Annotated in this window: 17 protein-coding genes; 3 read left to right on the top strand and 14 right to left on the bottom strand. The window is 68.5% G+C overall.

Annotation, left to right across the window (positions count from 1 at the left end; all coding sequences use genetic code 11):
- Window positions 1-16: 16 nt before the first annotated feature.
- The gene (locus tag B7Z76_RS03115; RefSeq protein WP_236656377.1) at window positions 17-1687 is read right to left on the bottom strand and encodes a methyl-accepting chemotaxis protein; all 1671 of its coding nucleotides are present in this window, start codon (window positions 1685-1687) and stop codon (window positions 17-19) included.
- A gap of 187 nt (window positions 1688-1874) precedes the next feature.
- Entirely contained in the window at window positions 1875-3167 is a 1293-nt protein-coding gene (locus B7Z76_RS03110) for a hemolysin family protein (RefSeq protein ID WP_174503885.1), read from the bottom strand.
- 195 nt (window positions 3168-3362) lie between these two features.
- Here B7Z76_RS03110 and B7Z76_RS03105 point away from each other — a divergent pair, with 195 nt between their 5' ends.
- Window positions 3363-6074, top strand: coding sequence for a glycosyltransferase (locus tag B7Z76_RS03105; RefSeq protein WP_174503884.1), 2712 nt, complete (start codon window positions 3363-3365; stop codon window positions 6072-6074).
- Window positions 6075-6236: 162 nt separating this feature from the next.
- On the opposite strand, the gene leuB is transcribed toward B7Z76_RS03105, so the two are convergent.
- From leuB to B7Z76_RS03050, 11 genes are all read right to left on the bottom strand, one after another.
- Window positions 6237-7349, bottom strand: coding sequence for a 3-isopropylmalate dehydrogenase (gene leuB / locus B7Z76_RS03100; protein WP_291342095.1), 1113 nt, complete (start codon window positions 7347-7349; stop codon window positions 6237-6239).
- Between the two features lie 52 nt (window positions 7350-7401).
- The gene (leuD, locus tag B7Z76_RS03095; protein WP_291342142.1) at window positions 7402-8022 is read right to left on the bottom strand and encodes a 3-isopropylmalate dehydratase small subunit; all 621 of its coding nucleotides are present in this window, start codon (window positions 8020-8022) and stop codon (window positions 7402-7404) included.
- Window positions 8022-9422, bottom strand: coding sequence for a 3-isopropylmalate dehydratase large subunit (leuC, locus tag B7Z76_RS03090; protein ID WP_291342094.1), 1401 nt, complete (start codon window positions 9420-9422; stop codon window positions 8022-8024). The genes leuD and leuC overlap by 1 nt, the downstream gene beginning before the upstream one ends.
- 286 nt (window positions 9423-9708) lie before the next feature.
- Window positions 9709-10083, bottom strand: a complete 375-nt coding sequence (gene rplS, locus B7Z76_RS03085; protein WP_174503881.1) for a 50S ribosomal protein L19 — start codon at window positions 10081-10083, stop codon at window positions 9709-9711.
- Between the two features lie 27 nt (window positions 10084-10110).
- Window positions 10111-10815, bottom strand: coding sequence for a tRNA (guanosine(37)-N1)-methyltransferase TrmD (gene trmD, locus B7Z76_RS03080; RefSeq protein ID WP_174503880.1), 705 nt, complete (start codon window positions 10813-10815; stop codon window positions 10111-10113).
- Entirely contained in the window at window positions 10812-11321 is a 510-nt protein-coding gene (rimM, locus tag B7Z76_RS03075) for a ribosome maturation factor RimM (protein WP_291342092.1), read from the bottom strand. Before rimM ends, trmD begins: the two co-directional genes overlap by 4 nt.
- A 15-nt stretch (window positions 11322-11336) precedes the next feature.
- The gene (gene rpsP, locus B7Z76_RS03070) at window positions 11337-11681 is read right to left on the bottom strand and encodes a 30S ribosomal protein S16 (RefSeq protein WP_007421700.1); all 345 of its coding nucleotides are present in this window, start codon (window positions 11679-11681) and stop codon (window positions 11337-11339) included.
- A gap of 179 nt (window positions 11682-11860) precedes the next feature.
- Window positions 11861-13234, bottom strand: a complete 1374-nt coding sequence (gene ffh, locus B7Z76_RS03065; protein ID WP_291342086.1) for a signal recognition particle protein — start codon at window positions 13232-13234, stop codon at window positions 11861-11863.
- A gap of 168 nt (window positions 13235-13402) precedes the next feature.
- A complete protein-coding gene (locus B7Z76_RS03060; protein WP_174503877.1) occupies window positions 13403-14821 on the bottom strand; it encodes an NAD(P)(+) transhydrogenase (Re/Si-specific) subunit beta in 1419 nt (472 codons plus the stop codon).
- 13 nt (window positions 14822-14834) lie between these two features.
- Entirely contained in the window at window positions 14835-15230 is a 396-nt protein-coding gene (locus B7Z76_RS03055; protein WP_174503876.1) for an NAD(P) transhydrogenase subunit alpha, read from the bottom strand.
- Window positions 15231-15240: 10 nt separating this feature from the next.
- Complete coding sequence (locus B7Z76_RS03050) at window positions 15241-16380, bottom strand: Re/Si-specific NAD(P)(+) transhydrogenase subunit alpha (protein ID WP_291342083.1); 1140 nt, start codon at window positions 16378-16380, stop codon at window positions 15241-15243.
- A 233-nt stretch (window positions 16381-16613) separates the two neighbouring features.
- Here B7Z76_RS03050 and B7Z76_RS03045 point away from each other — a divergent pair, with 233 nt between their 5' ends.
- The gene (locus B7Z76_RS03045; protein WP_291342081.1) at window positions 16614-17276 is read left to right on the top strand and encodes an ATP-dependent Clp protease proteolytic subunit; all 663 of its coding nucleotides are present in this window, start codon (window positions 16614-16616) and stop codon (window positions 17274-17276) included.
- A 143-nt stretch (window positions 17277-17419) separates the two neighbouring features.
- Here B7Z76_RS03045 and B7Z76_RS03040 read toward each other — a convergent pair whose 3' ends face one another.
- Entirely contained in the window at window positions 17420-18316 is an 897-nt protein-coding gene (locus tag B7Z76_RS03040; protein ID WP_291342079.1) for a LysR family transcriptional regulator, read from the bottom strand.
- Between the two features lie 330 nt (window positions 18317-18646).
- Here B7Z76_RS03040 and B7Z76_RS03035 point away from each other — a divergent pair, with 330 nt between their 5' ends.
- Window positions 18647-19195, top strand: coding sequence for an SRPBCC family protein (locus tag B7Z76_RS03035; RefSeq protein WP_291342077.1), 549 nt, complete (start codon window positions 18647-18649; stop codon window positions 19193-19195).
- The last annotated feature ends 57 nt before the right edge of the window (window positions 19196-19252 follow it).

Genomic DNA, 19252 nt, shown 5'->3' with positions numbered 1-19252 from the left:
CGCCGGGCCGCCCGGCTCAGGCCGCGCGTGCCGGCAGACGCTTCACGTTCGCATCCGCGGCGATGCTGAACTGACCCAGCAATTCGGTCAGCGATGCCGCCTCGGACGACATGCCATGGCTCGCCGCCGTGGTTTCCTCCACCATCGCCGCGTTCTGCTGCGTCACCTGGTCCATCTGGTTGACCGCGAGATTGACCTCGGCAAGCCCGGTGGATTGTTCCTGCGACGACGCGGCGATCTCGGCGACCAGCCCATCGAGCGCCGAAACCTGCCTGGCGATGCGCTGCAAGGCCGAGCCGGTCTCGCCCACGAGCTGCACGCCGGCCGACACTTCCCGATCGGAGGTGGCGATCAGCCCCTGGATTTCCCGCGCCGCCGCCGCCGAGCGCTGGGCGAGGGCGCGCACCTCGGTGGCGACCACCGCGAAGCCGCGGCCCGCATCGCCCGCCCGCGCCGCCTCGACCCCGGCATTGAGGGCGAGCAGGTTGGTCTGGAACGCGATCTCGTCGATCAGCCCGCTGATCTGCCCGATCTCGCGCGACGACGCCTCGATCGCGCCCATCGCCTGCACCGCCTTGCGGACGATCTCGTCGGAGTGATCGGTTTCCGACCGCGCATCCCCCATCAGCCTCTTCGCCGCGCTGGTGCCCTCGGCGGTGCGCCGCACCGTCGCGGTGATCTGCTCCAGCGCCGCCGAGGTCTGCTCCAGCGTCGCCGCCTGCTGCTCGGTCCGCCGCGCCAGATCGTCGGAAGCGGCGGTGATTTCATGCGCCCCCGAGCGCACGGCATCGGCATTGCGCGCGATCATCGCCATCACGTCGTGCAGTTGCAGGATCGCGCCGTTGAAATCGTGGCGCAGCTTTTCATACTCGGCGGCGAGCGGACGGCTGAGCTGGAACAGCAGGTCGCCGCTGGCCAGGCGTTCGAGCCCGTCTCCGAGTGCGGCGATCGCCTGCGCCTGCTGCCGGGCGCGGTCCACCCGCTCGGCATCGAGCGCGCGACGGATATCGTCGGCTTCCTGCCGCTGCGCGACGGCCTCGCCCGCGGTCGTCACCTGCGCGGTGAGAACCGTCTTCAGCGCCTCGATGTCGGCCCGCATGCGCGCGAAGCTCCCCGCCCGGCGCTTTGCCTGATCCTGCGTCACCGCGAGCTTCTTCACGCCGACATAAATGACCGCGATCGTCTCGTGATCGGCGATCACCGGCTCATAGATGGAGAAATATCTCTCGCCCAGAATCTCGGCCTCGCCGCGATAGGTGATGCCCTTGCCCAGCACCGCGTCATGGATCGGCCCCGGCGCCAGCCTGGTGCCGACCGCGCGGCCGCCCTCCGGCTTCTGCACATTGGTCGCCACCCGCAGGTCGCGCATGAAGATCGTCACCGTGCCGCCGAACCGCGCCTTGATGTCGTCGACGATATTGTCATCGCCATTGATCCGGTAGTCGCCGAACCAGAGGCACTCCCCCTCGATCCGCGGCTCGCCCAGCTCGGCCAGCCGGGCCCGCAGCGCGTCGATATTGCGGTCGAGCCCGTTCTGCGCCGTCATGTCCCGCTGCACCTCGGCGGCGTGCTGTGCCACCGCATGCAGTGCGGCGGCGAGCCGCGCGATCCGCGCGGTACACATCCGCCCCACGACCGCGACCGCCCCCGCCGCGACGAGCGCGACGACGAGCGCCCAGACGATCATGCGAACCGCGCTCCCCGACCCGCGTGGCCAGGCGACATGACAGGATCGGACGACATCGGCAGGGCTCCTTTCGCCAGGCAGGGTCGTCACCACGACCCCGACGATCAGCCTATCACGGCGCCCTTAACAAACTTCTAAAATTCTGGATTTCAGAGCAACGTCCGATCCGAAAGGATCGGAAAGTGCTCTACGGCGCCGCTGTCGGGTCCCGGCTGATCCGGACATGCTCGACCCGCCGTCCGTTCATCCCCAGCACCTCGAACCGCCAGCCGCCATAGGCGATGGCGTCGCCCTGCCGCGGCACCCGCTTGAGCAGCGCCAGCAGGAACCCCCCGAGCGTGTGATACGAGCCCTGCGCCGGCAGGTTCTCCAGCCCGAACCGGTGCGCCACCTCGTCGATCGGCTCCAGCCCGTCCAGCTCGTAGCGGTCCGGCTCCGGCTCGCCGACCTCGCCATACGCCGCCTCCTCGACATCACCGACGATCGCCTCCAGCAGGTCGCCCACCGTCACCATCCCCTCGAAACTGCCATACTCGTCGAGCACGAACGCCACCCCGAGCGGGTCCGATTTCAGCCGCTCCAGCGCATCCAGCGCGGAGACCGCGTCCGGCACCGCCAGCGGCTGGCGCAGCGCGGTGGCGATCGAGATGTCCTTGCCATCCAGCATCCGGTCGAGAATGTCCTTGGCCTGGACGATGCCGACCACGTTGTCGATGCTGCGGTCGCAGACCACGAAGCGCGAATGCGGCGCCGCCTTCAGCGCCGAGATCACCTGCCCGCGCGGCGCCGTCCGGTCGAGCCAGGCGATGTCCTGCCGCGGCGTCATGATCGCGCGCACCGGCTTGTCGGCCAGCCGCATCACCCGCTCCATCATGTCCCGCTCCTCGTATTCCAGCATGCCGGATTCGGTCCCCTCGGCGAGGATCGCCTTCAGCTCCTCCTCGCTGATCGCCCGCCGATGCGGATCGACCGGCCCGAACAGCCGCAACACGAGATCCGACGTCACGCCCAGCAGCCAGACCAGCGGGGCGGCGGCGCGGGCGAACATGTCGATCGGCCAGGCGACGAGACAGGCGATCCGCTCGGCATTGCGCAGCGCCAGCTGCTTGGGCACCAGCTCGCCGAACACCAGCGTCAGCAGCGTCACCCCCACTACCGTGATCGCCAGCGCCAGCGTATTGGCCAGCGGCGCCAGCGGGCGGATCAGCGCGATCGCCGGCGCCAGCGACTGGGCAAGCTGCGCGCCGCCCACCACGCCGGTCAGCACACTGATCGCGGTGATCCCGACCTGGACGGTGGGCAGAAAACGCTCCGGCGTCTCCGCCAGCGCGCGGGCCCGCGCCGCACCGCTCACGCCCTTGCGCGCGAACAGCGCCAGCGCCGCCTTGCGCGACGAGACCAGCGCCATCTCCGCCAGCGCGAATCCCGCGTTCAGCAGGATCAGCAAGGTCAAGACTATAACCAGAACAATAACGTGCATGCGATCCTTCAGTTCCGGTGAAAGGAAAACCGGTGCTATCCCCGCAACGATCTCCCCCAACGCAGCATAGCCGACACGCGCGGCGCGAACCACACGCCTTTCTTTGGCCATATTCCAGCCGACGCGCTGCCGCACTGCGCCATCACAACCCGTCCCAACGCGGACTTTTTCCGCGGGTCAAACGGACGATCGGTCATGACGCATCTCGCACGGATCAGCCCCCTGCCGCCTCGCACCAGCCCGCACCGCAATGCCGGCGGATGGCGCCATGCCGGCGCCTGGCTCGCCGCCATCGCCACCGGCGCTGCCGCCTTCGGCATATGGGCCATGCTCAACCGTCCGGCCACCAACATTCCCGCCTATCGCGGCGAGATCGGCGGCTTCGCCTTCTCGCCCTTCCGCGCCGGGCAGAGCCCGCAGAGCGGCGTCTATCCCTCGGTCGCCCAGATCCGCAGCGACCTCGCCCTCGTCGCGAAACACACGCACGACATCCGCACCTACACGGTCGAGGGCGATCTCGGCCAGATCCCCGCCCTCGCCGCGCCCTACCACCTCAACGTCACCCTCGGCGCCTGGCTCGACCAGCACACCAAGGCCAACGAGGCCGAGCTGAAGAAGGTCGTCAAGATCGCCAACGCCAATGCCGACGTGAAGTCCGTCATGGTCGGCAACGAGGTAATCCTGCGCCGCAACCTCACCGTGCCCGAACTCGCCGCCGACATCCGATACGTCAAGCAGCGCGTGCACGTGCCGGTCTCCACCGCCGAGCCCTGGCATGTCTGGCTGCACCACCCCGAGCTTGCGAAATCGGTCGATTTCATCACCGTGCATCTCCTCCCCTACTGGGAGGGCGTTCCGGAAAAGGACGCGGTGAACTACGCGCTGATGCGGCTGCACGAGGTCGAGAAACGCTTCCCCGGCAAGAAGGTCGTCATCGGCGAGATCGGCTGGCCGTCGGACGGCATCGATATCGGCGCCGCCCGCGCCTCGCGCGTCCTGCAGGCGCGCTTCCTGCGCGACTTCTTCAACATCGCGCAGAAGCAGCATCTCGACTATTTCGTGATGGAAGCGTTCGACCAGCCCTGGAAAACCAGCTTCGAGGGCCGCGCCGCCGGCTATTGGGGCATGTGGTCGCTCAACCGCCAGGCCAAATGGTCGCTCTCCGGCCCGGTGCAGCAGAACCGCGCCTGGCTCGCCTGGGCGCTCGGCTCCACCCTGCTCGGCGCCCTGCTCACCCTGCTGATGCTCCGCACCCGCCCCGATCTGCGCTGGCAGGGCAAGCTCCTGTTCGCCGGCCTCGTGCAGGGCTTCGGCGCCGCCCTCGCCGCGCTGCTGATGACGATGGGCGAGACCTACCTCTCCTGGTCCGCCGCCGCCGTCTGGGCAACGCTCGCCGCCGGCCAGGCGCTGCTGCTCGTCCTGCTCGTCGCCGACAGTTTCGACCTGGTGGAAACCCTGTTCGGCCGGGTGCGGCTGCGCCATTACGAGCCGGTGCCCGCCCCCCAGGGCACGAAACTGCCCAAGGTCTCGCTGCACGTCGCCATCTGCAACGAGCCGCCCGAGATGGTGAAGCAGACGCTCAACGCCCTCGCCGCCCTCGACTACGGGAATTTCGAGGTGCTGGTGATCGACAACAACACCAAGGACCCCGCGGTGTGGGAGCCGGTCGCCGCCCATTGCGCGCGGCTCGGCGAGCAGTTCCGCTTCTTCACCCTCGGCCAGTATCCCGGCTACAAGGCGGGCGCGCTGAACTTCGCCCTGCGCGAAACCGCGCCGGACGCCGAGATCATCGGCGTCATCGACTCCGACTACATCGTCGATCCCGACTGGCTGCGCTGCATGGTCCCCGCCTTCGCCGACCCGAAAGTGGGCTTCACCCAGTCGCCGCAGGACTACCGCGACAATGACGGCTCGCTCTTCAAGCGGATGATGTTCTGGGAATATGCCGGCTTCTTCCATATCGGCATGGTCAACCGCAACGAGCGCAACGCCGTCATCCAGCACGGCACGATGACGCTGATCCGCAAGGCGGCGCTCGATGCCGAGGGCGGCTGGGCCGAATGGTGCATCACCGAAGACAGCGAGCTTGGCCTGCGCCTGTTCCGCAAGGGGTTCGAGGCGGTCTATTCCAAGCGCAGCTTCGGCCGCGGCGTGATGCCGGACGATTTCAACGCCTTCCGCAAGCAGCGCTACCGCTGGGCCTATGGCGCGATGCGGATTTCCCGCGAGCACTGGAAGGCGTTCCTCTCGCCGTTCGACCGCACGCTGACGATCGGCCAGCGCTGGCACTTCGTCACCGGCTGGCTGCCCTGGATCGGCGATGCGCTGGGCCTTGCCTTCGTGCTGCTCGGCCTCGCCTGGTCGGCCGGGCTGATCCTCGACCCGGTGCGCTTCGAATTCCCGATCATCCTGTTCATGCTGCCCTCGATCGGCCTGTTCGCCTTCAAGATCGTGCAGATCTTCGCGCTCTACGCCGCCCGCGTGCCCTGCGGCCGGGCGGACCGGCTGGGGGCTGCCGTCGCCGGCCTCGCGCTCTCGCACAGCATCGGCAAGGCGGTCTGGAAGGGCCTGTTCACCGACCGCCTGCCCTTCATCCGCACCGCCAAGATGGAAAACGCCCCCGCTCTGGTGCAGGGCCTGTTCATGGTGCGCGAAGAGCTGGTCCTGCTCGCCCTCACCTGGGGCGCGCTGCTCGGCGTCGGCTTCAGCCATCACTGGGCAACCCCGGAATGCCGCCTCTGGTGCCTGGTGCTGCTGACCCAGTCCCTGCCCTATCTCGCCTCGGTCTCGGTCTCGGTCATCGCCGCCCTTCCCGGCAAGACGCTCCACGCGCTGCCGATCCGCCAGCCGGCGATCCTCCCCCGCTCGCGCATGCCGATCAGCGCGCGCACCGCGGCCGGCGACTGACTGGCGCCTGATCCGATCGGATGGTGACATCTGATCGGATCAGGATGCTCAGGTTATCAGCACGCGCACGGCATGAAAAAGGGGCGGCAGGATATCTCCTGCCGCCCCTTTCCATGGTCCGATCCTGGAACACTCTCCGATCCAGAAGGACCGGATCTTGCTTCAGCCGCCGATGCGGTCCAGCTCGCGCAGCACCGCGTCGCCCATCGTGCGGGTGCCGATCCGCGCCGTGCCCTTCTGCTCGATATCCGCGGTGCGCATGCCGCTCGCCAGCACGCTGGACACCGCCGCCTCGATCGCCGCCGCATCGTCCTGCATGTCGAAGGAATAGCGCAGCAGCATCGCGAGGCTCAGGATCTGCGCCAGCGGATTGGCGATGCCCTTGCCTGCGATATCCGGCGCCGAACCGTGGATCGGCTCGTAGAGTGCATGCCGCCGTCCCGCCGCATCCGGCGCGCCGAGCGTCGCCGAGGGCAGCATCCCGAGCGAGCCGGTCAGCATCGAGGCGAGGTCGGAGAGCAGGTCGCCGAACAGGTTGCCGGTCACGATCACGTCGAACTGGCGCGGATTCTTCGCCAGCTGCATCGCGCAATTATCGGCATACATGTGCGAGAGCTGCACGTCCGGATATTCCGCCGCCCCGAGGGCCGCAACCGTCTGCCGCCAGAGCAGGCCGGATTCCATCACGTTCGCCTTCTCCACGCTGGTCAGCCGCCCCTGCCGCTTGCGCGCCAGCTCGAAAGCGACCCGCGCCACCCGCTCGATCTCCGGCGTGGTGTAGACCTCGGTATTGATCCCGCGCTTGGTGCCATCCGGCAGGGTCTCGACCCCGCGCGGCTCGCCGAAATAGATCCCGCCCGTCGATTCCCGGACGATCATGATATCGAGCCCGCGCACGATCTCGGGCTTCAGCGGGCTCGCGTCGATCAGCGCATCGAACACCGGCGCCGGGCGCAGATTGGCGAACAGGCCAAGCTGCTTGCGCAATTCGAGAATGGCGAGTTCCGGCCGGTTGTCGAAAGGCTGGTTGTCCCATTGCGGCCCGCCCACGGCGCCGAACAGCACGGCATCCGCCTCCAGCGCCCGCCCGATCACCGGTGCGGTGATCGGCTTGCCCGTCACCTCGATCGAGGCGCCGCCGACGAGATCCTCGGCGAGTTCGAACCGCGCCCGGCCGCTGCGCGCCAGCCAGTCGATCACCCGGCGGGCTTCGGCCATCACCTCGGGGCCGATGCCGTCCCCCGGCAGGAGCAGCAATTTCCGGTTCGCAATCATGGTCGTCTCTCCCTTGGGGTCTGTGCGGCGTATCACCGGTCGGGCAGGCGGATCAGACGGTCTCGATCCGCGGCCGCCAGGCCGCGCCGTCCAGCTTCGCCTCATAAGCGTCGATCGAGGGCGCCTTCTCCAGCGTCAGGCCGATATCGTCGAGCCCCTCCAGCAGGCAGCGCTTGCGGAACGGATCGATCTCGAAACCATAGGCCTCGCCATCCGGCCGCGAGACGGTCTGCGCCGCGAGATCGACGATGATCCGCGCATTCGCCCCCGATTCCGCATCCTCCATCAGCGCCTCGCATTGTTCGCGCGGCAGCACGATCGGCAGGATGCCGTTCTTGAAACAGTTGTTGAAGAAAATGTCGGCGAAGCTCGGCGCGATCACGCAGCGGATGCCGAAATCCAGCAGCGCCCAGGGCGCGTGCTCGCGCGACGAGCCGCAGCCGAAATTCTCCCCGGCGACAAGGATATGCGCCTGCCGGTAGGGCTCGCGGTTCAGCACGAAATCCGGGTTCTCGCTGCCATCCTCGTTGTAGCGCAGCCCGGCGAAGGCGTGCTTGCCAAGCCCCGAGCGCTTGATCGTCTTGAGGAAGCGCGCCGGGATGATCTTGTCGGTATCGACATTCGCCATCCTGAGCGGGGCGGCGACCGCCTCCAGCCGTTCGAACCTGTCCATCATGCCATCTCCCGTGGATCGGCGAGCGCGCCGGTAATCGCCGAGGCCGCCGCCATCGCCGGCGACACCAGATGCGTGCGTCCGCCCGGCCCCTGCCGGCCCTCGAAATTCCGGTTCGAGGTGCTGGCGCAGCGCTCGCCGGGCTTCAGCTTGTCGGGGTTCATGCCGAGGCACATCGAACACCCCGCCTCGCGCCATTCGAACCCGGCATCGAGAAACACCTGGGCGAGGCCCTCGGCTTCGGCCTGCGCCTTCACCAGGCCGGAGCCCGGCACCACCATGGCCCGCACATGGCCGGCGACCCGCCTGCCCCGCACGATCCCGGCGGCCACCCGCAAATCCTCGATCCGCGAATTGGTGCAGGAGCCGATGAACACGGCGTCGATCTTCGTGCCCTTCAGCGCCTGCCCCGGTGCGAGATCCATGTAGTGCAACATCCGCTCCATCTGCGCCCGGCGGCCGGCATCCGGCTCGGCCGCGGGGTCGGGCACATGGCCGGTGATCGGCACCACCGTCTCCGGGCTGGTCCCCCAGGTCACCTGCGGCACGAGGGCGGACGCATCGATCGTCACCACCCGGTCGTACTGCGCGCCCTCGTCGGAGACGAGCGTCTTCCAGTATTCGATCGCCCGCTCCAGCGCCTCGCCCTTCGGCGCGTAGGGCCGGCCGCGCACATACGCGAACGTCGTCTCGTCCGGCGCGATCAGCCCGGCCCGCGCCCCCGCCTCGATCGACATGTTGCAGACGGTCATCCGCCCGGCCATGTCGAGCGCGCGGATCGCCGCGCCGGCATATTCGATCACATGCCCGTTGCCGCCGGCGGTGCCGATCTCGCCGATGATCGCCAGCACGATGTCCTTGGCCGAGCAGCCCGGCGGCAGCGTGCCATCCACCCGCACCAGCATGTTCTTCGCCGGCTTCTGCAACAGAGTCTGCGTCGCCAGCACATGCTCGACCTCGGAGGTGCCGATGCCGAAGGCCAGCGCGCCCATCGCGCCATGGGTCGAGGTGTGGGAATCGCCGCAGACGATCGTCATCCCCGGCAGCGAAATCCCCTGCTCCGGCCCGATCACGTGAACGATGCCCTGCCGCGCGTCGGTCACCGGGATATAGGGCACGCCGAAGGCGGCGACATTCTGTTCGAGGGTGGCGACCTGCAACGCGCTCTCCGGCTCGGCGATGCCGGCGGCACGGTCCTCGGTCGGCACGTTGTGATCGGCGACCGCGATGGTCGCATCCACCCGCCGCACCTTGCGCCCGGCCATCCGCAGCCCCTCGAAGGCCTGCGGGCTGGTCACCTCATGGACGAGATGCCGGTCGATATAGAGAACCGCCGTGCCGTCGGGCATGCGATCGACGACATGCGCCGCCCAGATCTTGTCGAACAATGTCGAAGCCATGCGTGCGTCCTCCGGGTCTAGAGCACGTTCCGATCCGATTGGATCGGATGTCGTGCTCTATCATATTGATGCTCCAGGTGTCGGCACGGGCCGGAAATCCGCTCCGCACAAGGCATGAGCGTGCGGGCCCTGACACCTTGGGGGTTTCAGTCAGAGCGGCATCGGACGGCAGACGCAGAGGCGCCCGCGTGATGCCCCTCCGGCCGAAACCGTGCTGCGCGGGCGGCGCGCCGCCCGGCGGGGATGGCAGGGGGTGTGTGGCCCCCTGGCGCTCCCCCGGCGCGTATCAGCCGGCGTTGGTCTCGCGCGCGGCCTCGGCGATGCGGGCGGACTTGCCGCGGCGGCCGCGCAGGTAATACAGCTTCGCCCGACGCACCACGCCCCGGCGGGTGACGGCGATCTCGGTCACGTTCGGCGAATAGAGCGGGAACACGCGCTCGACGCCCTCGCCATACGAAATCTTCCGCACGGTGAAGTTCGAGTTGATGCCGCGATTCGACCGCGCGATGCACACGCCCTCGAACGCCTGGATACGGGTGCGCTCACCCTCGGTCACCCGGACCGAGACGCGGAGATTGTCGCCCGGCTTGAAGTCCGGCACGGCGCGGGCTTCCGCGAGCTTGCCGATCTGCTCGGCGTCGATGGTCTGGATCACGTTCATGTCTGGCATCCTTTCGGGGGAGTTCATTTACGGAAGAGCCGGCTGGCTGGCAATGTGCCGGGCCCATAGATCTGGTCTGCGCCGCCTGGTCACGGCCTCGGCCTCGGCGCGGCGCCAGGCGGCGATGGCGGCATGATGGCCGGAGAGCAGCGCCTCCGGCACCGCCCGCCCCTGCCACACGGCAGGGCGGGTGTAATGCGGATATTCGAGCAGCGTGTCCTCCGAGAAGCTCTCCTCCTCGGCGCTCTCCGCCGCCCCCATCACGCCCGGCAGCAGGCGGATGGTCGCATCGAGCAGCGCGAGCGCCGCGATCTCGCCGCCCGAGAGCACGAAATCGCCAAGGCTGATCTCCTCGGCCTCGTTGGCATCGAGGGCGCGCTGGTCGAACCCCTCGAACCGGCCGCAGAGCAATACCGCACCCGGCCCTTCGGCAAGCCGGCGGATGCGCGCCTGGGTCAGCGGCGCGCCGCGTGGGGTAAGCGCCAATAGCGGCCGCCCGTCCCGCGCCTGGCCGATCGCGGCGTCCAGCACGTCCGGCCGCAACACCATGCCCGCGCCGCCGCCAAACGGCGTGTCGTCCACCGCGCGATGCCGGCCGAGGCCGAAATCGCGCAGGTTCACGCAGTCCAGCGCCCAGATTCCCGTCTCCAGCGCGCGTCCGGCCAGCGACTGGCCGAGCGGCCCCGGAAACATCTCGGGGAACAGGGTGATGATGGTGGCGCGGAAGCTCATTCCCGCATCTCCACCTCGGCCGGGCGCACCACCACGGCGCGGCCGCCCGGCAGGTCGATCTCCGGCACCACCGCGCGGGTGAAGGGCAGCAGCGAGCCGTCGGAGAGTTCGATGCTCGCGCCGGCGCCGAAATCATGCACCGCGCGGATCGTGCCGAGTGCGGCCCCATCCGGCCCCACCGCGTGCAGCCCGATGAGGTCGGCGAAATAGAATTCGTCGTCATCCTCGGGCGGCGGCAGGTCGGCCCGGCGCACATAGAGCCGGAGATTGGTCAGCTTCGCCGCCGCATCGCGGTCGGCGATCGCGGCGGCCTCGTCGCCCTCGCCGATGGTGACGCGCGCGATCCCCGCCCCGGTCCAGGCGAGCCCGACCCGCCGGCCGCGCTCATCGCGCAACGGCAGCTCGGCCAGCCCCTCCGGGTCCGGCGAATAGGTGGTGACATGCACGGCCCCGCGCACACCGTGGGGCCGGCCGATCACGCCCATCAGGATCAGGCGATCATCCATCGCTCGGCCGCTGGATCAGGCCTCGGCGGCCTTGGCGCGCTCGGCGGCGCGCTCCTGCGCCTTCTTCTTCGGCGCGGACTGCACCGGCTGCTCGCGGAACGCCGGCATCGGCGCGAGGCCGGCCTTGCCGATGAAGCGGGCGACGCGATCGGTCGCCTGCGCGCCCTGGCTCAGCCAGTGCGTCACGCGATCGGTCACGAGGCGGATGCGATCCTCGTGATCGGCCGGCAGCATCGGGTTGTAGGTGCCGATGCGCTCGATGAACTTGCCATCGCGCGGGCTGCGCGAGTCGGCGACGACGATATGGTAGAACGGCCGCTTCTTCGCACCCGCGCGGGCCAGTCTGATCTTCAACGACATTCCATTGTCTCCTGGTCAGTAGTCTCGGTGGCGGCCAACCCGGCCGCCGTGGTGTCAGTCCGGGCCGAAGCCCGTTATTTCGCTCCGGGCCGAAGCCCGCGGTTTCAGTCAGGGCCGAAGCCCGCGGTCTCAAAACGAGCCGCAGCCCGCGATCCCGAAACGGGCAAGCACCCGCGATCTCAGAACGGGCGGCGCCCGCCTCCCTGCGGCAGCAGCGCGGCCAGCCCGCCGCGCGCGAGGCCCTTCTGGCCCAGCTTCTGCGCCCGCTTCATCATGTCCTTCATCTGCTCGAACTGCTTGAGCAGCCGGTTGACCTCCTGCACCGAGGTGCCCGAGCCCGCCGCCACGCGCTTTTTCCGGCTCGCCTTCATGATGTCCGGATTGGCCCGCTCGGCCTTGGTCATCGAGGCGATGATCGCCGCCTGCCGCTTCAGGATCGAAGTGTCGAGATCCGCCTCGGCGAGCTGCTGCTTGATCTTCCCCACGCCGGGCAGCATGCCCATGATCCCCGACAGCGACCCCATCTTGGTGATCTGCTTGAGCTGCTCGGCATAATCCTCGAGGTCGAACTTGCCGCGCGCCATCTTCTTGGCGAGCTGTTCGGCCTTCTGCTGGTCGACGTTTTCCGCCGCCTTCTCGACCAGGCTGACAATGTCGCCCATGCCGAGGATGCGCCCGGCGATGCGCTCGGGATGGAACGACTCCAGCGCATCGAGCTTCTCGCCCATGCCCATCAGCTTGATCGGCGCGCCCGTCACCGCCCGCATCGACAGCGCGGCGCCGCCGCGCGCGTCGCCATCGAGCCTTGTCATGACGATGCCGGTGACGCTCACCGCCTCGTTGAAGGCCGTCGCCGTGGCGAGCGCGTCCTGGCCGGTCATCGCGTCGACCACCAGCAGCGTCTCCGCCGGCGCCGTCACGTCGCGGATCGCCTTGACCTCGTCCATCAGCGCCTGGTCGATCGCGAGCCGCCCGGCGGTATCGAGGATGACGACGTCGAACACTTCGCGCCGCCCGGTCTCCATCGCCCGCCGCGCGATCTCTACCGGAATCTCCCCCGGCACGATCGGCAGGCTCGCCACCCCGGCGCGCTCGGCCAGCTGCGCGAGCTGGAGCTGCGCCGCCGGGCGCTGGGTATCGAGGCTCGCCAGCAGCACCTTCTTGCGCTGCTTCTCCTTGAGCAGGAGCGCGATCTTGCCCGAGGTCGTGGTCTTGCCCGACCCCTGCAACCCGACCATCAGGAACGGGATCGGTGATGCCGCGTTGAGGTTGAGCGGCACCGCCCCCTCGCCGCCGAGCGCGTCGACCAGCGCGTCATTGACGATCTTGACGACCTGCTGCCCCGGCGAGACCGCCCGCAGCACGTCCGCGCCCACCGCCTGCAACCGCACCTTGGCGATGAAATCCCGCACCACCGGCAAAGCGACGTCGGCTTCGAGCAACGCGAGGCGGATATCCCGCATCGCCTCGATCACATCGCTTTCGGACAGCGCGCCGCGCCGGCGCAACCGGTCGAAAACATCCCCGAGCTTGCCCGACAGGGCGTCAAACATCGCAACCCGCTCCATCAACGAAAAACGCGCCGCGGTGCGAAACTCGCAGCGCGACGGCCTTACCTCCCCCGCCTATGGCCGAATTTCCCGCCGCTGGCAAGAACACCCCCCAAACGAAAGCGGCGGAGCCAGTGGCCCCGCCGCCGGATCGCTCCGCCTTCGCCCGGCTTACTTGCCGAGCGACTGCACGATCTCCTCGGTCATCTTCTTCGCGTCGCCGAACAGCATCATCGTGTTGTCGCGGAAGAACAGCTCGTTGTCGACGCCGGCATAACCCGAGGCCATCGAGCGCTTGACGAACAGCACCGTCTTCGCCTTGTCGACCTCGAGGATCGGCATGCCATAGATCGGGCTCGCCGAATTGGTCTTCGCCGCCGGGTTGGTCACGTCATTGGCGCCGATCACATAGACCACGTCGGCGGTCGAGAACTCGTTGTTGATCTCCTCGAGCTCGAACACCTCGTCATACGGCACCTGCGCCTCGGCGAGCAGCACGTTCATGTGCCCCGGCATGCGGCCGGCAACCGGATGGATCGCGTATTTCACCTCGACGCCCGCGCCCTTCAGCAGGTCGGACATCTCGCGCACCGCGTGCTGCGCCTGGGCCACCGCCATGCCGTAGCCCGGCACGATGATCACCTTCGAGGCGTTGCTCATGATGAAGCTCGCATCCTCGGCCGAGCCGATCTTCACCGCCTTGTCGCCGGCAGCCCCCGCGGGGCCCGCGGCAGCGGCGGCATCGGTGCCGAAGCCGCCGAGCAGCACGTTGATGATCGAGCGGTTCATCCCCTTGCACATGATGTAGGAGAGAATCGCACCCGACGAGCCGACCAGCGCGCCGGTCACGATCAGCGCGATATTGCTGATGGTGAAGCCGATGCCCGCGGCCGCCCAGCCGGAATAGGAGTTCAGCATCGAGATCACCACCGGCATGTCCGCACCGCCGATCGGGATGATCAGCAGCACGCCGAGCGCCAGCGCCAGCGCCGCGATGATCCAGAACAGCACCTGCGAGCCGCCCGAGGCGACGAAGGCGATGATCAGCACCACGAGCAGGATGCCGAGGCCGAGATTGAGCTTGTGCTGGCCGGGGAAGTTGATCGGCGCGCCGCTCATCAGCGCCTGGAGCTTGGCAAACGCGATGACCGCGCCGGTGAAGGTGACCGCACCGATCGACAGGCCGAGCGACATCTCGATCAGGCTTTCGAGATGCAGGTGCCCCGGCGTGCCGATACCGAAGCTCTGCGGCGCGTTCAGCGCCGAGGCGGCGACGAACACGGCGGCAAGACCCACCAGCGAGTGGAACGCGGCGACGAGCTGCGGCAGCGCGGTCATGTTGACCCGCCGCGCCACCACGGCGCCGATCGCGCCGCCGAGGACGACGCCGAGCACGATGAGACCCACGCCCGAGAGCAGCATCGCCGGATGCGCCAGCGTTGCCAGCGCGGCGATCGCCATGCCGGCCATGCCGAGCAGGTTGCCGCGCCGCGCGGTCTCGGGATGCGAAAGCCCGCGCAGGGCGAGGATGAACAGGACGGCCGCCACCAGATAGGCGAGCGTGATCCCGGGATCAGTTGCGTAATTCATTTTCGCGCCGCCCTTACTTCGCTTTTTTCTTGAACATGGCCAGCATGCGCTGGGTCACGAGGAAGCCGCCCACGATGTTCACGCTGGCGAGCAGCACCGCGATGAAGCCGAAGGCATGCGCGGCATAGCCGCCCTTCAGCCCGGTCGCGAGCATGGCGCCAACGATGATCACCGACGAGATGGCGTTGGTCACCGCCAGCAGCGGCGAGTGCAGGGCCGGGGTCACGCTCCAGATCACGTAATAGCCGACGAACACCGCCATCACGAAAATGGCGAACAGGTCGATCAGCGGCGCGCCGTGCGGCGCGTGCGCCGCCGCCTGGGCGGCGAAGCCGGCGGCGTTCTGGGCGAGGATCGTGGCCTTGTGGGCCAGGGCTGCGGCCTGGTCCGCGAGTTGTGCAGGGGTCATGATGTGGCTCCTAGGCGGCGGCTTGCGGCTGGAAATTCGGATGGACGATGGCGCCATCCCGCGTGAGCAGGACGCCCTTCACGATGTCGTCATCGGCGGGCAGTTTCGGCCGCCCGGCCTCCTTGTCCCAGAACCCGGTGAGGAAGGTCGAGAGATTGCGCGCATAGAGCGTGCTGGCGGCGACGCCGATCCGCGACGGCCAGTTCTTGTGCCCGAGCACGATCACGCCGTTCTCCGTCACGATCCGCTCGCCCGGCACCGTCGCCTCGCAATTGCCGCCGGCATCCGCCGCGATATCCACGATCACGCTGCCCATGCGCATCTTCGCCACCGCATCGGCGGTGACGATGGTCGGCGCCTTGCGGCCCATCACCAGCGCGGTGCAGATCACGATGTCGTTCTTGGCCACCGTCTCGGCGATCAGCGCGGCCTGCTTGGCGCGGAACTCCGCACTCATCTCCTTGGCATAGGCGCCGGTCTGTGCCTTGCTCTCCTCGTCCTCGACGCCGACGAAGGCGGCACCGAGCGACTTGATCTCCTCCTTCGCCGCCGGCCGCACATCGGTCGCCGAGACGATGGCGCCGAGCCGGCGGGCGGTGGCGATCGCCTGCAACCCGGCAACCCCCGCGCCCACCACGAACACGCGCGCCGGCGGCACCGTGCCGGCCGCCGTCATCATCATCGCGAAGCCACGCGGAAACGCCTCCGCCGCCTCGATCACGGCGCGATACCCGGCGAGATTCGCCTGGCTCGACAGCACGTCCATCGACTGCGCGCGGGTGATGCGCGGCAGCAGCTCCATCGAGCAGGCATCGACGCCGGCCTTGGCATAGGCCTGCACCCGCTCCTGGTTCCCCATCGCGCCGAGCGTGCCGACCAGCAGCGCGCCGCGCTCGATCTGTGCCAGAATCTCGTCGCCGGGCGGCTGCACCGTGAACACGATCCCGGCCCCCTTGAGCGCCGAAGCCGCATCCGGCGCGATCTCCGCGCCAGCCTCGCGCAGCGCCGCGTCGGACACCGAAGCCCGCTCGCCGGCCCCTGCCTCGATCACCACGTCAAGCCCGAGTGCCTTCAGCTTCTTGATCGAATCCGGCACGGCGGCGACGCGGGTCTCGCCCGGCAGGCGCTCCTTCAAAACCGCAAGACGCATATTGTCCATCCCCTCGTTCAACACCGGGCGCCATCCTGGCCCCCCATGTTCGGAAATATTGTGTCGCACCGTATCCTTACAAAGCGGCAATTATGCCACAATCGCGAAGCCGGCCTGCCAAGCTCGCACCATGTGCGGGCCGCGCTGTCAAGACGTCAGCCTTGCGCCGCCCGTCGTCTCGACAGGGGAAGCCGCATACACCACAATAAGGTAACCGGATTTGAGGAGCAGGCATGACACCCGACAGCAGCAACCGCATCGCCCCCCGCGCAGACGACGAGGACGCGCCGGAAAAGGACGCGCCGGCGACCGAAACGCCGGAAACCGCCCGCGCTTCCCGCGGCGGCGAGCTTGAGAACCGTCTGTTCAAGCAGCGCAAGGTCTTGATCTTTGGCGAGATCCACGACCGCATCGCCCGCGCCGTCACCGGCCAGCTCCTCGCTCTCGCCGGCGCGAGCGACGAGCCGATCGACGTTTTCGTGAACTCCCCCGGCGGCCATGTCGAGAGCGGCGACACGATCCACGACGTGATCCGCTTCGTCGACGCCACCGCCCCGGTCCGCATCATCGGCACCGGCTGGGTCGCCAGCGCCGGCGCGCTGATCTATCTCGCCGGCCACAAGGACCGCCGCTTCTGCCTGCCCAACACCCGCTTCCTGCTGCACCAGCCGATGGGCGGCGTGCGCGGCCCGGCCACCGATATCGACATCGAGGCCCGCGAGATCATCAAGATGCGCGAGCGGATCAACCGCATCATCGCCCGCGAGACCGGTCAGGACTATGCCCGCGTCGAAAAGGACACCGACCGCAATTACTGGATGGGTGCCGACGAGGCGATCGCCTACGGCATGGTCAGCCGCATCGTGCAGACGATGAAGGATCTGGACGCCGCCTGAAACAAGGGGGCGGCGGAAGCGGCGTCAGTCGCGGCCGCCCTATGGCGGCCGCCAGACTATCGCCGCCCTATGGCGGCCGCCAGACTATTTCCGCCCTCCTGCGGCCGCCAGACTATCGCCGCCCTCCTGCGGCCGCCGCCCCGCTACTGCGGGGCCTCGCGCAGCAAGGCGAGCAGCGCCGCCGCCGCCCGGGTGCGGGTGCGGTCCTGGTGCTGGACCGCGAAATAGGTCCTGCGCGGCAGTTGCACCGGCACCTCGACCACCTTGCCCGCGGCCAGCGCGTCGGCGCAGACCAGCTCCGACAGGATCGTCGCCCCCGCCCCGCCGCTCACCGCCGTCAGCACCGAATTGTTCGCCGGCAGCTCGATCGCGACATCCACCGCCGCATGGTCGATCCCGAGCCCGGCCAGCGCCTCGAAGAACATCGCCCGCGTGCCCGAGCCGTCCTCCCGCAGCACCCAGCTCCCCGCCGCCAGCGCGGCTGCGTCCGGCGTCCCCCGCCCCGCCCAGGGATGATCGGGCGCGACCACCATCACCAGCCGGTCCTGCGCGATCGGCTCGGCCGCGAGCCTTGGCTGGATCAGCGTCTCGCCCGGCCCCTCGACGAAGCCCAGCTCCGCATCCCCCTCCAGGATCGCCCGCGCCACCTCGGCCGAATTGCCGATCGACACCGCAAGCCCGACGCCCGGATAGGCATGGCGGAACGCGACGAGCCGCAACGGCAGGAAATGATTGGCGATGGTCTGGCTGGCCTTGATGGCGAGCCGCCCGCGCGCGAGCCCGGCGATCTCGCGCATCGTCAGCGCCGCCTGCTCCGCCCGGTTCAGGATCGCCCGCGCCTCGGTAATGAACACATGCCCCGCCTCGGTCAGCGCGATGCCGCGGCCGACCCGGTGAAACAGCCTGGTGCCGAACTCCCGCTCCAGCGCCGCCACCGCCCCCGACGCGGCGGACTGCGTCAGCCCCAGCGCCTCGGCCGCCCGCGTCACATGCTCGCGCTCCGCCACCGCAATGAAGATCCGCAACTGTTCGAGCGTCATGTCCCCGGGCGCCTCCATCCCGTCCGGCGGACGGGCATCGCGGCGAGGATACCGGGCGGCGCGGAATTTTGCACATCCACCCCGCCTAGAGCACTTTCCGATCCGATTGGATCGGATGTAGTGCTCTAGCATATTGATAAGTCGAGCATCTTTATCCGATCGGACGATTCCATCTGATCGGATGATGCTCTAATGCGCGCAGGCATCAGTGCGCGCAGGCCCCCGTTCGCGCAGGCGTTTACCGACCCGACAATGCTCTATGGCTTTCGCTCACGCCTGCGTGTAAATCGTGACGGCCGGGACAACCGGACCGTCAACAGGAGGAATGTCTTGAAAATCACAATCGCCCGCCGCGCCGCCCTGGCCGGCCTGCCGCTCGCCCTCGTCGCCTTCGCCGCCAGCCCGGCCCAGGCCAAGGCGCCCGTCCTTCACGTCACCCGCAGCGTCGTCATCAAGGCGCCGGCCGCGAAGGTCTGGTCGGTCGTCCACAATTTCGGCGATCTCACCTGGGTTCCCGCGGTCAAGGGCAGCAAGGCGAGCAAGGGCAACCACCCCGGCTCGGTCCGCCATCTCGATCTCGGCGGCCCGGTCCTGACCGAGCAGCTCCTGCACTACAACCCGAAACACACGAACTACACCTACGAGATCCAGCACACCGCCAACAACATGAAGATCCTGCCGGTGCGCGACTATGTCTCGACCATCTCGGTCCACCGCCTCGGCGCCAACGAGACGAAACTGGTCTGGAGCGGTCATTTCCGCCGGCTCGACCTCTCCGCCCACCCGAAGAAGGGCGAGGACAACGCCACCGCGGTGAAGGCGATCTCCGGAATCTACGAGTCCGGGCTTGCCAACGCGGCGAAGCTCGCCACAAAATAAATTACGACCACATGACAGATCGGCCGGCGGCGTCGCTGCCGGCCGCATCGACCAGGG

This window comes from Acidiphilium sp. 20-67-58 (assembly GCF_002255515.1).
Taxonomy (GTDB): domain Bacteria; phylum Pseudomonadota; class Alphaproteobacteria; order Acetobacterales; family Acetobacteraceae; genus Acidiphilium.
The sequence above is the reverse complement of the archived record's forward strand: the minus strand, read 5'-3'. Positions and strand labels throughout refer to the sequence as shown.

What these genes read in the sequence shown, in the direction of transcription:
- trmD (WP_174503880.1), bottom strand. Translation starts at nt 10,815, where the DNA reads ATGAGCTTCCGCGCCACCATCATCACCCTGTTCCCCGAGATGTTTCCG.
- B7Z76_RS03115 (WP_236656377.1), bottom strand. Translation starts at nt 1,687, where the DNA reads ATGATCGTCTGGGCGCTCGTCGTCGCGCTCGTCGCGGCGGGGGCGGTC.
- B7Z76_RS03050 (WP_291342083.1), bottom strand. Translation starts at nt 16,380, where the DNA reads ATGCGTCTTGCGGTTTTGAAGGAGCGCCTGCCGGGCGAGACCCGCGTC.
- B7Z76_RS03040 (WP_291342079.1), bottom strand. Translation starts at nt 18,316, where the DNA reads ATGACGCTCGAACAGTTGCGGATCTTCATTGCGGTGGCGGAGCGCGAG.
- B7Z76_RS03060 (WP_174503877.1), bottom strand. Translation starts at nt 14,821, where the DNA reads ATGAATTACGCAACTGATCCCGGGATCACGCTCGCCTATCTGGTGGCG.
- rpsP (WP_007421700.1), bottom strand. Translation starts at nt 11,681, where the DNA reads ATGTCGTTGAAGATCAGACTGGCCCGCGCGGGTGCGAAGAAGCGGCCG.
- rplS (WP_174503881.1), bottom strand. Translation starts at nt 10,083, where the DNA reads ATGAACGTGATCCAGACCATCGACGCCGAGCAGATCGGCAAGCTCGCG.
- B7Z76_RS03110 (WP_174503885.1), bottom strand. Translation starts at nt 3,167, where the DNA reads ATGCACGTTATTGTTCTGGTTATAGTCTTGACCTTGCTGATCCTGCTG.
- ffh (WP_291342086.1), bottom strand. Translation starts at nt 13,234, where the DNA reads ATGTTTGACGCCCTGTCGGGCAAGCTCGGGGATGTTTTCGACCGGTTG.
- leuC (WP_291342094.1), bottom strand. Translation starts at nt 9,422, where the DNA reads ATGGCTTCGACATTGTTCGACAAGATCTGGGCGGCGCATGTCGTCGAT.
- B7Z76_RS03045 (WP_291342081.1), top strand. Translation starts at nt 16,614, where the DNA reads ATGACACCCGACAGCAGCAACCGCATCGCCCCCCGCGCAGACGACGAG.
- B7Z76_RS03055 (WP_174503876.1), bottom strand. Translation starts at nt 15,230, where the DNA reads ATGACCCCTGCACAACTCGCGGACCAGGCCGCAGCCCTGGCCCACAAG.
- leuD (WP_291342142.1), bottom strand. Translation starts at nt 8,022, where the DNA reads ATGGACAGGTTCGAACGGCTGGAGGCGGTCGCCGCCCCGCTCAGGATG.
- leuB (WP_291342095.1), bottom strand. Translation starts at nt 7,349, where the DNA reads ATGATTGCGAACCGGAAATTGCTGCTCCTGCCGGGGGACGGCATCGGC.
- rimM (WP_291342092.1), bottom strand. Translation starts at nt 11,321, where the DNA reads ATGGATGATCGCCTGATCCTGATGGGCGTGATCGGCCGGCCCCACGGT.
- B7Z76_RS03105 (WP_174503884.1), top strand. Translation starts at nt 3,363, where the DNA reads ATGACGCATCTCGCACGGATCAGCCCCCTGCCGCCTCGCACCAGCCCG.